General features: G+C 57.8%; 9 protein-coding genes. 6 read left to right on the top strand and 3 right to left on the bottom strand.

Translation table 11 applies throughout. From position 1 onward, the window contains the following. Positions 1-446: 446 nt before the first annotated feature. Positions 447-1,499 (bottom strand): DUF1559 domain-containing protein, encoded by a 1,053-nt coding sequence (locus PSR62_RS05085; RefSeq protein WP_274406730.1) that lies wholly within the window; start codon positions 1,497-1,499, stop codon positions 447-449. 455 nt (positions 1,500-1,954) lie between these two features. Between PSR62_RS05085 and rpmE the strand changes: the two genes are divergently transcribed. The 3 genes from rpmE to prmC are packed head-to-tail and all read left to right on the top strand — an operon-like array spanning position 1,955 to position 4,172. After that, positions 1,955-2,197, top strand: a complete 243-nt coding sequence (rpmE, locus tag PSR62_RS05080) for a 50S ribosomal protein L31 (protein WP_047812309.1) — start codon at positions 1,955-1,957, stop codon at positions 2,195-2,197. After that, a complete protein-coding gene (gene prfA / locus PSR62_RS05075; RefSeq protein ID WP_274406729.1) occupies positions 2,194-3,276 on the top strand; it encodes a peptide chain release factor 1 in 1,083 nt (360 codons plus the stop codon). Before rpmE ends, prfA begins: the two co-directional genes overlap by 4 nt. A 5-nt stretch (positions 3,277-3,281) precedes the next feature. Beyond that, positions 3,282-4,172 (top strand): peptide chain release factor N(5)-glutamine methyltransferase, encoded by an 891-nt coding sequence (prmC, locus tag PSR62_RS05070; RefSeq protein WP_274406728.1) that lies wholly within the window; start codon positions 3,282-3,284, stop codon positions 4,170-4,172. 298 nt (positions 4,173-4,470) lie between these two features. Here prmC and PSR62_RS05065 read toward each other — a convergent pair whose 3' ends face one another. Next, the gene (locus tag PSR62_RS05065; RefSeq protein ID WP_274406727.1) at positions 4,471-6,327 is read right to left on the bottom strand and encodes a TolC family protein; all 1,857 of its coding nucleotides are present in this window, start codon (positions 6,325-6,327) and stop codon (positions 4,471-4,473) included. Positions 6,328-6,587: 260 nt separating this feature from the next. On the opposite strand from PSR62_RS05065, the gene PSR62_RS05060 reads away from it, so the two are divergent. The 3 genes from PSR62_RS05060 to PSR62_RS05050 are packed head-to-tail and all read left to right on the top strand — an operon-like array spanning position 6,588 to position 11,301. Beyond that, positions 6,588-7,970 carry an HlyD family efflux transporter periplasmic adaptor subunit gene (locus PSR62_RS05060; protein ID WP_274406726.1) on the top strand — a complete coding sequence of 461 codons (1,383 nt, stop codon included), beginning with the start codon at positions 6,588-6,590 and terminating at the stop codon, positions 7,968-7,970. Beyond that, positions 7,970-9,094, top strand: coding sequence for an efflux RND transporter periplasmic adaptor subunit (locus PSR62_RS05055; RefSeq protein WP_274406725.1), 1,125 nt, complete (start codon positions 7,970-7,972; stop codon positions 9,092-9,094). The genes PSR62_RS05060 and PSR62_RS05055 overlap by 1 nt, the downstream gene beginning before the upstream one ends. Next, the gene (locus tag PSR62_RS05050; protein ID WP_274406724.1) at positions 9,091-11,301 is read left to right on the top strand and encodes an HlyD family efflux transporter periplasmic adaptor subunit; all 2,211 of its coding nucleotides are present in this window, start codon (positions 9,091-9,093) and stop codon (positions 11,299-11,301) included. Before PSR62_RS05055 ends, PSR62_RS05050 begins: the two co-directional genes overlap by 4 nt. Before the next feature lie 13 nt (positions 11,302-11,314). Here PSR62_RS05050 and PSR62_RS05045 read toward each other — a convergent pair whose 3' ends face one another. Continuing rightward, positions 11,315-17,041: a WD40 repeat domain-containing serine/threonine protein kinase gene (locus tag PSR62_RS05045; RefSeq protein WP_338020170.1), complete on the bottom strand. Its 5,727-nt coding sequence runs from the start codon at positions 17,039-17,041 to the stop codon at positions 11,315-11,317. Between the last annotated feature and the right edge of the window lie 17 nt (positions 17,042-17,058).

The raw sequence follows: 17,058 nt of genomic DNA, 5'->3' as shown, positions 1-17,058 counted from the left end.
TCGCAGGGCACACTCGTGACGAACCGGTCAGGCATTTTTCCAGTTGTCCGCTCAACCCTAGCACTCGATCACGCATCGGCAGGCGAAACCCACCACCTCGGATCAAATCTGTCCCAAGACCAAACTCCTTGCACCAAACGAATCGGTCGATTCATCGAGGCAAGCTGTTCCGGCACACCTTATGGTGCAGGTCAGAACACTATTCCGGTCCCATCCAGAAGGATTGGACGAATCCGACAACCATTCATTCCAGTCGCTCTCAAACGTCTCCCTCAAAGGTAATTTAAAATCGTGTGACGCTCCTATGATATCCTGCTTCCAAGTGCCAGAGGCGCGCACACGGCGGCCCGCAGTCAAGGCCCCCGCTCGTTCTTCCCTTGCGAACAGTTACCGGTCCAGATTCCGCCCTGAAACGCTGGACTCGTCGATGCGCAATCCCAACCTGATCACGGGAGCTGAATCACTTCGTGCCCGGCGCGTGTTGACATCGATTGCCAAAGCTCAAGTTCAACCGAATCGGTGATGAAGCGAACCGAGCCATCCAGCAACGACACGTGCACGCCACCCGGGTGGTAACTTCGCGAGGTGACTGCCGCGTAGGTACGAACCCCTGCTGGTGGCGACTTGCCCTCACGCATGTTGGTGAAGTCGATGTCGTACTCGACCCCCGAGATTTCACAGAGAACCTTCTTGTTGGGTGAAAAGACGGTCGTGACACTCGCCTGGTGGGCACGGCCATCAATCCATTCCGTGTGCCCGGTCTCGGTTTTGAAGTCACCGCCGAGCGCACAGATCTCGTCCGTGTTGACCGGCATCGTCAACGTTCCGGTTTGCTTGGCGTCGCGAGCATAAGGCGTCCAACCCTTGACTTCGGCCAGTGCCATCGTGTTGCTGGTCCCATCCAAACAATCGCGAAAACCAAGGTAGCGGCCAGGAACAAACATTCCGTCACCCACCGCACCTGTGGCTTCATCCAGCACAAACCAAACCCCTTCGTTGGTCCCGTAGTTCAATTTGTAGTACTGAGGACCGGATGATCCGTGGCGGGGGTCATCTCGCGGATCACTGGGACATTGATAAGCAGCGACCCGGAACGAGGACGTCGGAACCTGAACGCCATCGATCGTCAGGTAGGACGCACCGTAATCACGACTGAAATCGACTCCTTCCGACAAGGCCGATTCTTCGAGGAACGGAAGAATCCGAGCCTGCATCGACCATCCCGATCCTTGCCCGGGATTGGTCCAAGCTGGCGGCAGCTTCCTGTAGGCTGACTCGTAGTTGTGAATGGCCAGGGAAACTTGCTTCAGATTGTTGCCACAACTCATCCGACGAGCGGCTTCCCGTGCCGCTTGGACGGCGGGCAACAACAGCCCCACCAACACGCCGATGATGGCGATCACCACCAACAGTTCCACCAGAGTGAACCCCGCTCGCGATCGCGAGGCAGAGTCAGACGAATTCAAGCCAGAAAGTTCCGAAGGTGCGAACGAGCGCATGCGATTGTCCCGAAAACAGGTTTTCGTTGAAGAACAAGCATGGCTGGCGAGAAGTCACGACCGATGAAGGAGCAATCCAACGAGTGCTCACGAACCCGAGTTCCAAACTTTCGAGACGATTCGCTCTCGAAAGAACTCGGATTGCTGGACATCGACGCGTTTTTCAATGGCTGGCTAGCTTTTTGAAAGCGAAGGAGGGACTCTAATGCGATCGACTCGCATTAACAAACCCTCCGGGGACAAAAACACTCAAAACACACCCCCCTCGATCAACGGCAAATTCGACTCATCCGCCTGCGAGCAGGGGATTTGTCCCGTGTTTGGGAGCCTCGCCCTTGAACAAACCACCTGGTTTAACGTAACATCTGGGATTCGACCGACAGCGAATTCACTTGACCGACGGTTCTGTCGAAATCCACCGTCGTAACACCCTCATTGGCTCGAGTTTGAACGTCATGCAAGACGGCATTCACCCCAACTACCAAGAAACGTCCGTCACCTGCGGTTGCGGCAACACTTTCACCACCCGCAGCACGCGTCCCGAGCTGAAAATCGACATTTGCAGCGAGTGCCACCCGTTCTACACCGGCAAACTGAAATACGTTGACACCGCTGGTCGGATCGACAAGTTCCAGAAGAAATTTGCTGCTGGCACCTACGGATCACTGCAAAAGAAGGGTAAGAAAGCCACCAAATGAGCGGATCCATCCGCGATATCCTCGAGGAAAAACTGGCTCGCTTCGAGAAACTCGAAGGCGACATGTCCGACCCGGAAGTCCTGTCAGACGGCGCTCGCATGAGCGCGACGGCACGGGAACACGGCGGGCTGAACCGGTTGGCCAATCAGTATCGATCATTCAAACGCCTGACGGATGAAATCCATCAGTGCGTGGCGATGGTGGCGGATGCCGAGGATTCTGAAGAACGTGAAATGGCAGAATCCGAGATGGACACGCTTCGCAAGGAGCGAGAAACCATCTGGGAAGACCTGCTGTCGCTGACCGTTGGTGGTGAAGACTCTCACCGCACACGGTGCGTGATGGAAATCCGCGCCGGCACCGGTGGCGATGAAGCCGCGCTCTTCGCTCGCGATCTGTTCGAAATGTACACCCGCTACGCCGAAAAGGTGGGCTGGAAAACCGAGGTGATGGACGCCAGCCCGACGGAAATGGGTGGCTTCAAAGACATCACCCTGACTCTCGAAGGCGACAACGTCTTCCGTGACTTGCAGTACGAATCCGGCGGGCACCGCGTCCAACGCGTCCCCGAAACGGAAACCCAAGGCCGTGTGCACACCTCCGCCGCCACCGTCGCGGTGATGCCCGAACCCGAAGACGTGGAAATCGATCTGAAATCAGACGACTACCGCAAAGACTTCTTCGGTGCCTCCGGCCCTGGTGGACAACACGTCAACAAAACCGATTCCGCCGTGCGTCTGACGCACCACGAATCCGGCATCGTCGTGCAGTGCCAAGACGAAAAGAGCCAGCACAAGAACTTGGCCAAAGCCCTTCGGGTTTTGAAGGCTCGCATCTACGAAAAGAAGCGGGAAGAAGAAGCGGCCAAACAAGCCGAGGCTCGCAAAGGCCTGATCGGTTCCGGCGACCGAAGCCAACGCATCCGAACCTACAACTTCCCTCAAAATCGGTTGACCGATCACCGCATCAACCTCACGATTTACAAACTCGATCAAATCATCGCGGGCGATCTTCATCCTGTCACCGAAGCGTTGATCGAATACGACCGCGATCAACTCCGCGGCGACATGATTGACTGAACTCTATGGCTGAAACCAGCAACGACACCCCCTGGACGGTCATGCGTCTGTTGGAATGGACGACCGACTTCTTTCGAAAAAAGGGCAGCGAGTCGCCGCGATTGGACGCAGAAATCCTGCTCGCTCACGCGCGCGGTTGCCAACGCATCGAACTCTACACCGCGTTCGACAAAGTCCCTGAAGAAGAACAACGCGTCGCCTTCCGGGAACTCGTCCGACGACGCGGTGAAGGCGCCCCCGTCGCCCAACTGGTTGGCTACCGCGAGTTCTACTCGATCTCCATTCGCGTCGACGAAAACGTGTTGGTGCCCCGGCCCGAAACCGAGCACTTGGTCATCGAAGCCATCGACCAAATCAAAGGTCGCCTGTCCGACCGCCCCAACCCCACGGTGCTGGACATCGGAACGGGCAGCGGAGCCATCGCGGTCGCCATCGCCAAGTCACTGCCAAAGACGCAAGTCACCGCCGTCGACATCAGCCTGACCGCGCTCGACATCGCCAAGTGGAACGTCGAGAACCTGAAACTCTCCGATCGCGTCACGCTGTTGCAAAGCGATCTGTTCGATGGGCTGGAACCCGACCAAACCTTCGACGTGATCTGCAGCAACCCGCCTTACATCAGCCAGTCCGAGTACGACGAACTGCCAACCACCGTCCGCGAATTCGAACCTCGCGGCGCGTTGCTGTCCGGTCCCGATGGAACCGAAATCATCGCCCGGTTGCTCACCGATTCCGTCCAGCGTCTGAATGATGGCGGTCAACTGATCATCGAGCTCAGCCCCATGATCGCGGGTGCCTGCAAGACGCTGGCCGAGCAAAACGGTGGCTACCAAGAGATCCACCTGATCAAAGACCTCGCCGGCCACGAACGCATCCTCTCAATGCAAAAAGTCTGACCCGGTCCGGGCTGAGATTCTTTGACCCCTCCAGGGTCATGCACGCGAGCTGATCCATGTCCCCGGAGGACATCGATTCTATAAACGAGGCCTTGTCTCGTTCCCAGGCTCTGCCTGGGAACGCAATGCACTACAGGCTCCGCCTGCTGAGACACAATCGGGAGGCGGAGCCTCCAAGACAGTGTGTTCCCAGGCAGAGCCGGGGAACAAAGAATCTTGAAACCCAAAAAACACCAGCAATCAAATCGATGTCCCGAGAGGTCGAAGATCTTCCGCTCAACTGACAGCCACCAGACGGCTACTCGGAAGCAACCGGCATCGCTTTGACCGTGTCGCCGATGATTCCGACGTGGCAGTTTTCCAGCAATGAGCCCGACTCGAAGTACACGTTCTTCGCCGCGATCATGTACTCGGTCATCGCCAAGTGATAACGAGTCTGTGACTCGTTGAGCCGTCGCTGGGCGTCGAGCAGTTGCTCCAAACTGATCGGCAAACCCGCCTTGCGATTGGCCTCCAGAGCATCCAGTGCATCCTTCGAGGCCAGGTAGCGATTCAGGTTGGTTTCCATCTGGGCGTATGCCCGCTCCGTCTCTGCGATCACGGCCATCAAGTCATGGGTGATCTGACGCTCTTGCTCTCGCAACACCGCCCGTTCACGCGCCACCTGAATCTTGGCGTGCTGCACCGCCGCGTGTGCTTGCCGGAAACCAACCGGCATTCGGAATTCGACTCCCGCCTCGTACTCTTGATAGTCGCCAGTCCCAAGCTCGTTGAACGCGGAATCGCCACCCGCCAAATCCTTGCCGAGACCACGCAGCCGATAGGTGGTGACGAGGTCCAAGGTTGGCAGCTGAAAGTTCTTCGCCGCGATGACTTCCAACTCACGACGTTTGACCAGCAACCGCTGTTGCTGCAACTCGCTCCGCATTCGCAACGCGTCGACCGCCAACGATTGAGAGTCAAAGATCAACGGAGCCGACAAGGGCTCATCAACAGGACGCAGCAGTTGCCCATCTGCGATCGGCAATCCAATCAACAAACGCAATCGACGCTCCGCCGCTTGGACTCCCGTGACGCCCGCGAAGGTGCCGCCGGAAGTGGAGTTGTTGGTTTGAGTTCGCTGCACCAATTTGCCAGCGATCGCGTCTTGCAACTCGGAAACAAACCGGTAGTACTGCTCTCTTGCCAAAGCTTCCGCGGATCCGCCGCGTCGGTTCGATGACTTCTGTGCCTCGTAGCTCCGCCATGTTTCTAAACTGCGCGCGACCGCTTCCTGCTTGGCGTCGACATCGCGGTAGGCGAAGTACAAATCCCAGTATGCGTTGACGACATTGCTGAGGTAGTTGCGGGCATCTTCGCGAAACTGAGCGTTGGAAATGTCGCTGTTCGTCTTCGCAATCAAAACACCGTTGTACACACCCGGCAACGCCGCCGGTCCGGCGATTCGGTTGAATGCCAACCCACCGCCCTGCAGCAAAGGTTGTCGCAATTCAGCGTGCAATTGCGTTTGCCAGGCACTAGGCGTCAGGTTGCCCGTCGCATTGTTCGCGTCGTAATCGGTAATGCTTCGCAGACTGATCTCCGCACCCGTTGCCGTTCGCTTGGACAACTGCAACACGTAGTCATGCACGTCTTGCTGGAACGCGTTGGCACCACCGCCAAAGAATCGGTTGTTGAACCGACGGTCGTTGTTTTGCCAAGTTCCGACAGCGGTGAGCTGAGCATCAAACGCCGAGAGTGCGGCTTCCATTCCCAGTTGCGGATCCGTTTGAACCAGTCCGGGACTTTCGTCGGTCGTGACCGTCTCAGGTGCACGCAGCACCGTCGCGTTCAAGTCACGCAAGACCTCGCTGTTGCTCATCGCTTGATTGAGAGCCTGCTGCAGCGTCAGATCACGATAATCCGCTTTGGCCAATGCCTCGGGGTCTCGCAATGTCAGCGGCGCGATCACTGGTGTCGCGAGTGTTTCCGGCGGTGCCCCGGCGTCCACGCGAGCCATGATCTGATCGACGTGAGCGGTGCGGTTGCCAATCGTTTCCGGCAACGCTCGCGAAGCACGGCAGCCCAACGAGCTGAATCCTGGAGCCATTGCCATGACCAACCAACCGGCGCAAAACATCCGCCGAGCCCGGGGAGCCAAAGCCCACCGAATCATCGAACGACCTGCATGGGGCCGACGTTTGGTCACATTTCCCTCTTGATGCGTCACTTGAACGAGAGCGCAGGCAGCAAAATGGGTGCAACCCGCACTACTCGGATTCTTCGACTGATCGGTGCATCGAGATTGAGTGAATCTCAATCAATTGCAGCGGCGGCTGTTTCCGGGCGCCCCCCAACATCGAACCTGAGACTTTGCAGCGGCTAGTTAAACTGGAGAACCGGTTTCAATCGTGAAACCGCCCCTGGATTGCAACGATGACCGCCTCCATTCCCCCTTCGACTCACGCGTCGACCGATGAATTGACACCGTATCAACTGTGTCATCGCATCGTCGCCAACACACGCGCCGACCGAGCGTTGTGGTTTGCTCGGCAAGCCCAACAATGGGTTCCGATTGGCTCGTCCGTGCAATCGGAGATCGACGTCGACTCGCCCGTCGTTCGCGATTGGCAGGCCATCCTTTCGCAAATTCACGAATCCACCGAGTCCGATTCCGACACGATTCTTCAGAACCAACTGGATCGATATCGCGAATCCTCGGGTGCTCAGACGATTCTGATCCTGCCACTGCGAGCCCACGACGCCACCGAGGCAACCTCGTTCCTGGTACTCGAAACCTTTGACTCATCTTCGCAACCGGTCGACTCCGCCGAACTGCGTGCGGACTGGCAATCCATCAGCGGCTCGTTGGCTCCCGCACTGCAACAAACCGTCGATCAAATCCACGCTTCCTCGTGGCATCCCAAACGTCGGCTCCCCTGGTTCGCTTGGGCGGCCATCTTCGTTGCCGTCGCGCTGATTCTGATGGTGGTCCAAGTTCCCTTGCGACTGCCCGTGGAAGGCAGCCTCGAACCGATCCACCAACAACGTCTGTTTGCACCGACGGCGGCCCGCGTGGTCGCCGTTCATGTCGTCGATGGACAAGAGGTCCCCCAAGACACCCTGCTGGTCGAATTGCAAAGCGACGAACTGGACCTTCAAACCCAAACGGTCGCGGGCAACCTGGCAACCGCAAAAGCAGAGCTGGCGGGACGCCGGACCATCCGCTCCGATCGATCGGGACGCACCACAGCTCCCAACGCGTCCAACTCGAGCGGGCTGCAGTCGTCGACCCATGAAATGGTGCTTCGCGAACGCATTCGATCCTATGAGAAGCAACTGAAACTGCTGCAGTCCGTGCAAGCATCGATGTCGATCCGATCAGAGGTCCCGGGCCAAGTCCGCCGCTGGGACGAGGAAGAATCCCTTGTCGGGCGGGACGTCTTCCAAGGCCAGTGGCTGTTTGACGTGGTGGAGTCATCCGCCGGAATGATCGCTGACCTGGAACTATCCGAGCAACACATTGGACATGTTTTGCAGGCTGAATCCGAAAGCAAACCGGTGACCTGTCGTTTGCGTCTGCGAGCCCATCCCGATGTCACCTGGACCGGCGAGATCCAACGCGTCGCATCCGTGGTGCATCCCAATGAGAAACAACAACCTGTCATCCAGGTGATCGCCACGGTCCCCCGCATGCTCGAGGGTGTCGGCGACCAACCGATGGGTTCCACGGTGGTGGGTGACGTCGAGGCGGGACGTCGCAGTCTGGCCTACGTCCTCTTTCGTCCCTTCTTCGAATCCCTTCGGGAGATTTGGTAATGCATCGAGCACTCATCGCAGCGGGACTTTCGCTGGTCGTCACGCTCTCGGGATTCGCCCAGGATGCGGATTCGGCTGACACCAACGAATCATCTCAGCCCGCTTGGATTGGCGATTTGATTGTCACTCCGGCTCAATCAGGTGCCGTCGTTGCCACGCTTCCCGGTCGGTTGGTCAACATCCAGGTGACCGAGGGTGACGCGGTGCAACGTGGCGGATTGCTGGCAAGCCTGGAGGATGTGGCGGCCAAACTGCGCCAACAATCAGCCGAACAAGAACTCGCCATCATCGAATTCCAAGTGGCACAAACCCTGGACCTCGATGCCGCCCTCGCTTTCCTCGAAGAACAACAGAGTGCGGCCAAGGAACACGACGCCGGCGCAGCGATCCAGAAACGTCTGGCTGAAAACGACATCCGCGTGCTGGCCGCACAAAAAGCCGAAGCGGTCGCCAAGAGTGAATGGACACGCGCGGTCAATGCGAAAAAGGATTTCAACGACGCCGTTTCGCAATCCGAAATTGATCAATTCAAACTCGCCTACGAACAACGAACCCTGGAAACCCAACAAGCCAGATTCGAACAAGAGAACGCTCGGTTGGAACAATCCGTCGACCAAGCCACGGCGGCAGCTTTGCAAGCCAAAATCCGCTCGGCCGAGGTCGCGGTTCGACAAGCGGAAGCGGCTGAGAACGTTGTTCGTTTGAAGAAGAAACTGAAACAGCAACAACTCGAACTGGCGACCGAGAACGTCGCCCAACATTCATTGAAGTCGCCAATCGATGGCATTGTGGTGGAGGTTTCCCACCGAGTCGGTGACTGGGTGCAACCAGGCGAAGCCATCGCCCGAGTGGTGCGTCTGGATCGACTGCGAGTCGAAGGCTACCTGCCCGCCCAATGGATCGATTGGCTTCGCAAAGAATCCGTACCGAAGTTGAGCATCGAACTTGCCACCGGCGAGACGATCCTGCTCCCTGGCGAAGCGAAGTTCATCAGCCCCGAAGTGGATCCGCTGACCCAAGAGACGCGGTTCTGGATCGAAATCGACAACACCGACGGGAAGGTGCTGCCAGGTTCGCCAGCCCGGCTGTTGCTGCCACCCAACCACTCCGGAACAACACGATGAGTTCCGCGGCCATCCAGCCGAGATTGCGACCGGATCTGTTTTGCCGTGCGATTCGTGTCGGCAAAGCGTTTCAGTGGGTCATCCGAGACCCGCTGGTGTCCGTGCGTGGATCCAACGACCGCGCTTCGGCGCAGTGGATGGTCAACGCGCAAGAATTCGCGATTCTAAAAAGTCTGGATGGACATCGAACCTTCGAACAAGCTCACCTACACTGCCAGCGTCTGCTCGCTCCCACCGAACTTTCGCAGGAGGATTTCGAGGCCTTTGTGAACCAAGCCCATCGCAACGCTTGGATCACCGCCGCATCGGCAACCAACTCGCTGTGCACCCCGCAACGTGAATGGGGCACCCGGCGACGCGAACCAGACGCCTCTTTTTGGCGACGCGCGTTTCGCAACCCGTTGGCAATCCGCGTTCCCCTCGTCGATCCCGATCGCTGGCTCGATCGCCCTGTGCAACGCGCTCGAGCCTTGGTTCGGAAACATCGCCAATCAGTTGTTCTGGCCGGCTCCGCATGGGCGGTGCTCACGGGCGTCACTCTGCTTGCAAACTGGGAACACTTGGTTCCTGCGGTCCAGCAGAGCGCATTGACGCTGCAATCCCCCTCCACGTGGATCGTTTTGGCAGTGGTGATTTCGGGCATCAAGTTGATCCACGAATTGGCTCATGCGATCGCCTGCAAATGGTTCGGCGGTCACTGCCACGAACTGGGAGTGATGCTTCTGTTCGGGATCCCTTGCTTGTACTGCGACGTCAGTGACGCTTGGTTGATCCCGCAACCTTGGAAGCGAATGCTCGTCTCCGCCGCGGGAATTTTGACGGAATGTGCTCTGGGATCCCTCGCTCTGATTGCCTGGGCCCATTCGATGCCTGGGCTCCCTCAAAACATCCTGCTGTTTGTCCTGATGGTCACCTCGGTCAACACCTTGATCCTCAACGGCAATCCCTTGATGCGGTACGACGGCTACTACCTGTTGTCCGACGCGGTTTCCGTTCCCAACCTCGCTTCGCGTTCACGAGCAGCGTTGCAATTGCGATTGCGGTCTTGGTTCTGGGGTGCCTCCTCGATTCGCAACGAATCCGAATCTCACCCCACCGCGATGCAGCACGATCGCGACTCAATCGGAATGCTCACGTTCGCGGTTGCCAGCACGCTCTATCGGTTGTTGGTCTTCGGAACCATCGGTTGGTTGGTCCTTCACTTTCTTGCATCGATCGGTGCGACCGCCGTTGGGCTGGTCGCCATTGCGATCATCCTCTACCGCGTGTTGCAAACCTGGACCGCCTCCATTGTCCGTCCGCCATCCGAAGTGGATCCTGTGACAGCTCGCGGTCGCTCTCGAATGATGTTTGGCGTGGTTGCCGCTGTGCTGCTGGCGTTGCTCTTCACCCCGCTTCCTCATTGTCTGAATGCCACCGCGAAAATCCAGCCTGCCCATCAGACCGAGGTCTTTGCTTTGGCTGCGGGTCGGCTGGAATCCGTTGCTGAGGCGGGACATCCAATCCAGGCCAACGAACGGGTCGCAAAACTGGTTGACTGGAGATCCGCATTCCAAACCCAACGCCTCGAGGGAGAGATTGCAGAACTGAAAGCCAGGCTCCAAGGAACTCGAATGGGCCGGGCCAGTTCGCGTGCAGACCAGCAACCTTCGACCAACATCCCAACCATCGAATTCGCGCTGCAAGCCAAACTCGAAGAACTGGCAACCGTGCAGAAGGAGTCCGAGCATCGAGAAATTCGTGCGTCACATGCTGGCCGAATCGTGACGGTCACGCCCAAGCCGATCACACCGTGGCAGCGATCACGATCTCAAATCGATTGGAGTGGGCAACCAACTGAAGCGATCAATCGGGGAGCCTGGATCAGCAGCGGAACTCCGATTTGCCAGATCGTTTCAGACGCGGCTTACAACGTCTCGGTCCCCATCGCTGCCTCCCAAATTGAGTGGGTCCGAGAAGGACAAACTGCCGTCACATCTTTCCCGCATGGGGCTTCCTGGAACGGCGTCGTCACGCAGGTGGGCACGCGTCCATCGGAACAGGATGGGACCTACGAAGTCACCATCACACTGGATCCTGACAACCGACCGTTCGACTTTGCCCCGCCATCCAACTGGACAACCGATGTCATGATTCACGTGGAGGCAACGTCACTGTGGGGACGCACCCGTCATTGGGTCGCCACTCACTTCCGAGCCGATGGTTGATTCGCATCAACGATCAATCCGCCCCCGTCGTGGCTGGCCACAGACGCACTGTTCCGTCTTCCGATGCCGTCATCATCAAGTCACCCTCGGCGGTCAGATCCAACGCAGACAAGGCGTCCTGGTGACCTCGCAGCTCCAGCAACACACGTCCGAACTTGGCTTGTTCGTCGTGCCGGGCTCCCTGGGCGACCGGATCCCAGACTCGCACCGAACGATCTTCGCTGGCAGTGAACAATCGAAGCGGATGGGTGAGCACCGCCACATCTGAAATGGGTTCAGCGTGGCCAATCAATTGGATGGGAGGTCCGGCTTCACCGGTTCCATCCTGCGGGTCTGCCAACCAATCCCCGACATTCCACATTCTCGCGATGTTGTCCGATCCACCGACCGCGACCCAATTGGAATCGTCTGAGAAACGGCCAACGTTCAGCTTCCCGAGCGATGGGTCCGCCACCAGATTGAGCTTCGCGTCACCATCGAGCCGCATCAACGTCGCTGCGCCCTGGTTCGTTGTCGCCAGCAGACACGATCCATCCGCATTGAAATCCAGGGACGAGATTCCTCCCTGCAACATGGGATCACTCCATTGCCGTCTGGCTTCGAATGTCCCCGCGTTTTCATCGAAGTCCCAAACACGAACACGCGAATCGTCGCCACCGGTGGCAAATCGGAACGGCTGCTTCGGCGAAACCGCGATGGCTCGAATCGTCCCTTCGTGAGGCGATTCCAATTTGCCAATCGTCTTGCCCGTCTCAGCGTCCCAAACCTTGACACTGCGACTGGCCGTGATCACCCGGCGATCGCCGGCCGCAAACGTGGCTCGCGTAACCGCACCGTGAGCTCGATAGCTCGTCAAATGAGTGTTGGAACTCCCGTCCCAAAGGAACGCTGCGTTGCCATGCATGGTCACGAACCAATCCCCCTGCAAGGACGCCACCGCGGTGCATTCGCCGATGCGTTCTGGCAACTCGACCGCTGCCACTCGCTTCGCCGATCCAATCTCGCCGGACACGTCCCACGTTTCAACGCGACTGGAACGCTCACCCGACGGAGTCACAATCAAACGAGCCAAACTGCCATCGGTGGAGAAAGACACGCCCCCAAAGTTGGGACGACCACCAAATGCGTTGGTCTGATCCTGTGAGAACGTTTCCGATAGCAATCGCTGTTGTTGGCCGTTGGAAAGATCCCACCAAGTCACATTGGAAACGGTCCGGTCAGTTCGCTTGGATTGATCGATGGTGATCGCCTGCCGTCCATCAGGGGAAACGACCAATTCCGTGACGAAGCCAGCGGTGTCATAGCGGTCCGCCCAAGTTCGATCGGACCATTGCCAACGCATCAGTGACTGATTGTCCGATCCAATCCACACGCTGTTCGAGTCCCCTGAGAAGATCGCCGTGTTGATGCGGAACCCAAGCAAATCGTCGATCGGTTCGCCAACCGGTTCACCGGACTGCAAATCCCAGACTCGGCCTCGGCCCGCTCGATCTCCGCTGAACAACCAACGGCTATCGGGTGAGATCGCCAGCGCCGCAACCGATTCTTCATGACCATCGAAACGATGCAACAATCGCGGCGAGATTTGCTTTGACGGATCCAACTTCCAAACCAAAACATCGGATTCAGTGGAACTGGAACCGGTGGCGAGAAGACTGCCGTCTTTGGAAATCGCCAGCACATCGTTCAGCCCCGTGCCGCGAACGCTGCCGAGTTCGGTTCCGCGATCGATGTCCCAAATGCGGACCGTCGCGTCGGCGTTGCCAAGGAACAACCGGCGATGCACAGGGTCCATTCGCATGGACATCGCGCCAAACGCGGTGCCTTCTTCCAGAATGCCCTCGGTTGCCGCTGCCCGGTCTTCCGGAGACGATTCTTGTTGCTCCGCTGAAATTGCCCATCGCGTGTCGAAGCGGGACGTTCTCGGATCGATCGACAACACGCGCGCGGTGTGATCTCGACTGGACGTCACCACTTTGGTTCCATCGGGACTGAATCGAGCCGACCAGATCTCATCATCATGGGCGGGCGTTTCGAACGCATTCCCACCACTCGATACCACATCACGCTCCTCTGCCGCCGAAACAGACGTGAGATCCTCTTCCGATCCACTGTCCAACCGCCCGGTTTCCGAGTCCCAGTAGCGAAGCGTTTGGTCGTCGCCCAAAGACAGCACGTCCCCACCCGACGCGGGAACAAACACGGCTGACTTCACCGCTCCTCCGTGGCCTCGCAAAGATCGTTCGCGAGCCCAAGGTCCAAGTTCAGCTTCACCGGGAGCGTCCGCACGCTTCCAAATCCGCACCACGTAGTCCTTGCCCGAGGTGATCAAGCGATCGAGCGTCCTGTCGTAGCGAATGGCTTGCACCCCGCCACGATGAACCGGTGTGGTTTCGCTCAGCGATGCCAGATCATCCTGGCTGCTGTTGGTCACAGCAGCACCCGATGTGGCCAAATTCTGAACCGCACTCTGAATGCTCTTTCTCGGATCCGCATCAACCAAATCGTCCTGGTCCCAAACGATCACATGTCCATCGGTGTCGCCGCTTGCGAACACGGGGGAGGCATTTTCCATCCAAACCGACACCGCGGAAACCTCCGAATCATGCCGCATGAAACGACCGACGCGGGAGGTCGCTTCGTCTTGCTCTCGTCCCATGTTCCAAACCGCAACCCGACCACGCGCGGAGTCATTCACTGCTGCCGAAACCCAAACCGTTTCACCATCGCGAACCGCAGCAACCTGCGTGACAGGTCCGACGTGCCAGTGTTCGCTGTATTCAGGAACGTCAGCTTCCTCCTTTGAACTCAGATCCCAAACCCGCACCGTGCGATCGGTGGATGAGGACACCAGAGTATTCGAATCCACGAATTCGAGATCGCTCACCGGTCCATCGTGCCTCGGCAAACGCAACGCTCGCTCGGATAGATCCCCGTTCCAAATTTCGATTTGTCCACCCAGCATTCCAATCGCAACTTGCTCGCCTGATCCACTCATTGCGGCGGTGGTGATGGATCCGCCATTGGGATCGCCCCAAGTCGCATCGATCAGCAATGGAGATTCAGACGCGGCCCTCCCCTCGCTTCGCTCGACCCTCCCAGCGGGAGGGTGAAGCTTGGAAGTGGGAGAATGACCGAGGCTGGAAAGACGCGTGCCACTCGCAATCGAGAACGTTGCCAGACGCCCATCATCCTGTGTGATCAAACCACGCTGGGTGCCGCCGACTGGAACTTCCGCCAACGACAACTCATTCGCGATCACCGGCAGCGACACAACGGCCTTGGATTGGTGAACCGTGGCCGACAACCATCGCAATTCCCAAGGCAAAGGCTCCTCGGGGAATCGTTGGCGGTAGCCATCCGTCAATTCCGAAAGAATGCGCCGAGCATCGGAGAACTCGTTCCGATCCACCCGGGCTTTGGCCAACCCAATTTGAGAAACATACGACTCGTATTCCGCCTCGGCTTGAGCGATCTGAGCGGCTTTTTCGCTCGCCTTTGCTTTGTTTTCCTCCCGAACTGCTCGATCCCTGTTTTCATTGGCTTCCACCAAACGCTCCTTCGCAAGCTTCGTTTGCTTTTTCGCGATCTCCCGTTGCTCTTCTGCATCTTTCCGCCGCTCTTCGGCGAGTGCCTTCTGTTTTTCCGCAGCCGCTTTCTGATTTACCGCGAATTTCCTTTGCGTCTCAGCAATGTCCCTTTGTTCGTTGGCGATTTCCTTTTCGTCCAGCGCGATCTGTTCCTGTTTTTTCGCGATCCGGGTTTGCTGCTCGGCGATTCCAGCCTGGCGTCGGGCCTCCTGTTCTTTCGCATTGATCGTCACCAATGCGAAGGCACCGCCGACAAAGATGAACAACAGCATCGCGGCGACGGCGCGTTTTAGAAACTTGAACCGTGACTCACGAACCTTGCGGTCCTGGATGGCTTGTTCCAACTTCCTCGCCATGGCTTCGTGCTCGGGCGATTCATGCAGCAGATTGCCATCCGGCTTCAGCAGCGACAAACCAAGATCAAAGTCCTTGTTGTCATGGGCTGCGGAGGCGTGAGCCAACCTCGCCCCAGCCATGCCTTCTCGCGCGGCTTGATTTCCATCCCACAGGTGCAGGGCTTCTTCAAATCCAAACGTCGCTCGTGAAAACAGCGTGTATGAACGAGTCTGTTCCGCCTCTTTCAGATCGTCCGCTGCTCTGGACGCCAACGAGATGCTTTCGGAATGAGAACGATATTCCCGAATCGCCTCTTGGAATTCAATCACGCTGGCGTAGCGATCCTCGATGCGGGTCGCCATCGCTTTGCGAGCGATGTTGAGCAATTCGCCTTCGTATCGAGGGTCAACGTCACGAATCTCGTTCGTCGCAACCGCTCGCAGGCACTCACGAACGTTCTTGGCATGGTGCGGCGCCTTGCCGGTCACGATCATGAACAACGTCGCGCCAAGCAAATAGATATCCGCCGCCGGACCAATCGCCTCCAGAGGTCCCGTCGCCATTTCAGGCGCCATGAACGATGGCGTGCCACCCAGTCCTTTCGCGGGTGTGATCGAACTCAGTTTTTCGAATTGCGGCAACGCCAACGCGATCCCCCAATCCATCACCATCACGACACCAAAATCCCCCAGCATCACGTTTTCGGGTTTGATGTCTCGGTGGATGATCCCGCGGGTGTGAGCGAACGCAATCGCATCAGCCACCTTGATCAGGGTCTCCAGATTTTCGTCCCGCGATTTCTCGCCGATGACCTTGTTCCACGGCGTGCCGACAACACGTTTCATCGCGTAGAACAACGTGTTCTCGCCGGTCACCGCAACGTCGTGAATCGGAACGATGTTGGGGTGATCCAAGTCGCCGGTGATCACGGCTTCCGTCAAAAACTGTTGGCGTCGACTGTTCTCCGTGGATTCCAAACGCCCCTGTTTGCGAAGCGCGTCGCGTTTGTCTTCTTCCAGCGGTTTGATGATCTTGACCGCGATCAATCGATCCAGCGAACCTTGTCGAGCAACGAAGACATTGCCCATCCCGCCTTTGCCAAGCAGGCGAACCAATCGGTAATCCGACGCTTCGGTTTCGCTTTCTTGGGGCGTCGTGACTTGACGCCCGCGCAGTGGCAGCGAAGAACCAGCAACCGCCGACCCAATCTCGCTGAACGAAGCCACAGTGGCCGCGCCCGTATGGAATTCCTGGGACAGCTTCGACCAATAACTCACATCCTCGGATGTCAATTCACGAGGGTTGATCGTTTGGCCAATGTCTTCGTCCGCTAAGATCGTTCCCGCGGTCGCATCTGTCTCATCGACGGTCGCACTGCCTTCGGTGATCGTTTCATCGATCAGGGTGAGGTTGGCATCGGCAACTGTTTGTTCCGATTCCAACAAAGTCGCATCAGGGTCGAAGTCGGAATCTTCCACAACGGTTTCATTGACACCGGAATGGGGCGCGCCCGAATCTGAGATCGTTGCTCCGGACTCCACGACAGTGAAATCATTTTCGTCCAGCGTTTGATCCGAATCTTCCACCGTCAAATTGGTTTCATCGACTGTCTTGTCCAAGTCAGGGACGGTCGCATCGGGGTCATCCACTGGATCGGCCGGCAGCGTCCCGGCTTCTTCCAAGGTGGCGTCCAAGTCGACCTGGTCAACGGTTTCGCCGAGCCCGCGATGGTCGTTTCGTTGAACCGGTTCGGTTTCCTCGACCGTTTCATCCAAATCAAAATCGTTCTCGGTGAAGTTTTCGTCATCCGGCATGCTGTTGCCTGGCTTGC

It is taken from the genome of Rhodopirellula sp. P2, assembly GCF_028768465.1.
Taxonomy (GTDB): Bacteria; Planctomycetota; Planctomycetia; order Pirellulales; family Pirellulaceae; genus Rhodopirellula.
Note: the sequence above shows the minus strand (reverse complement) of the source record. Positions and strands in the feature narration are given on the sequence as shown.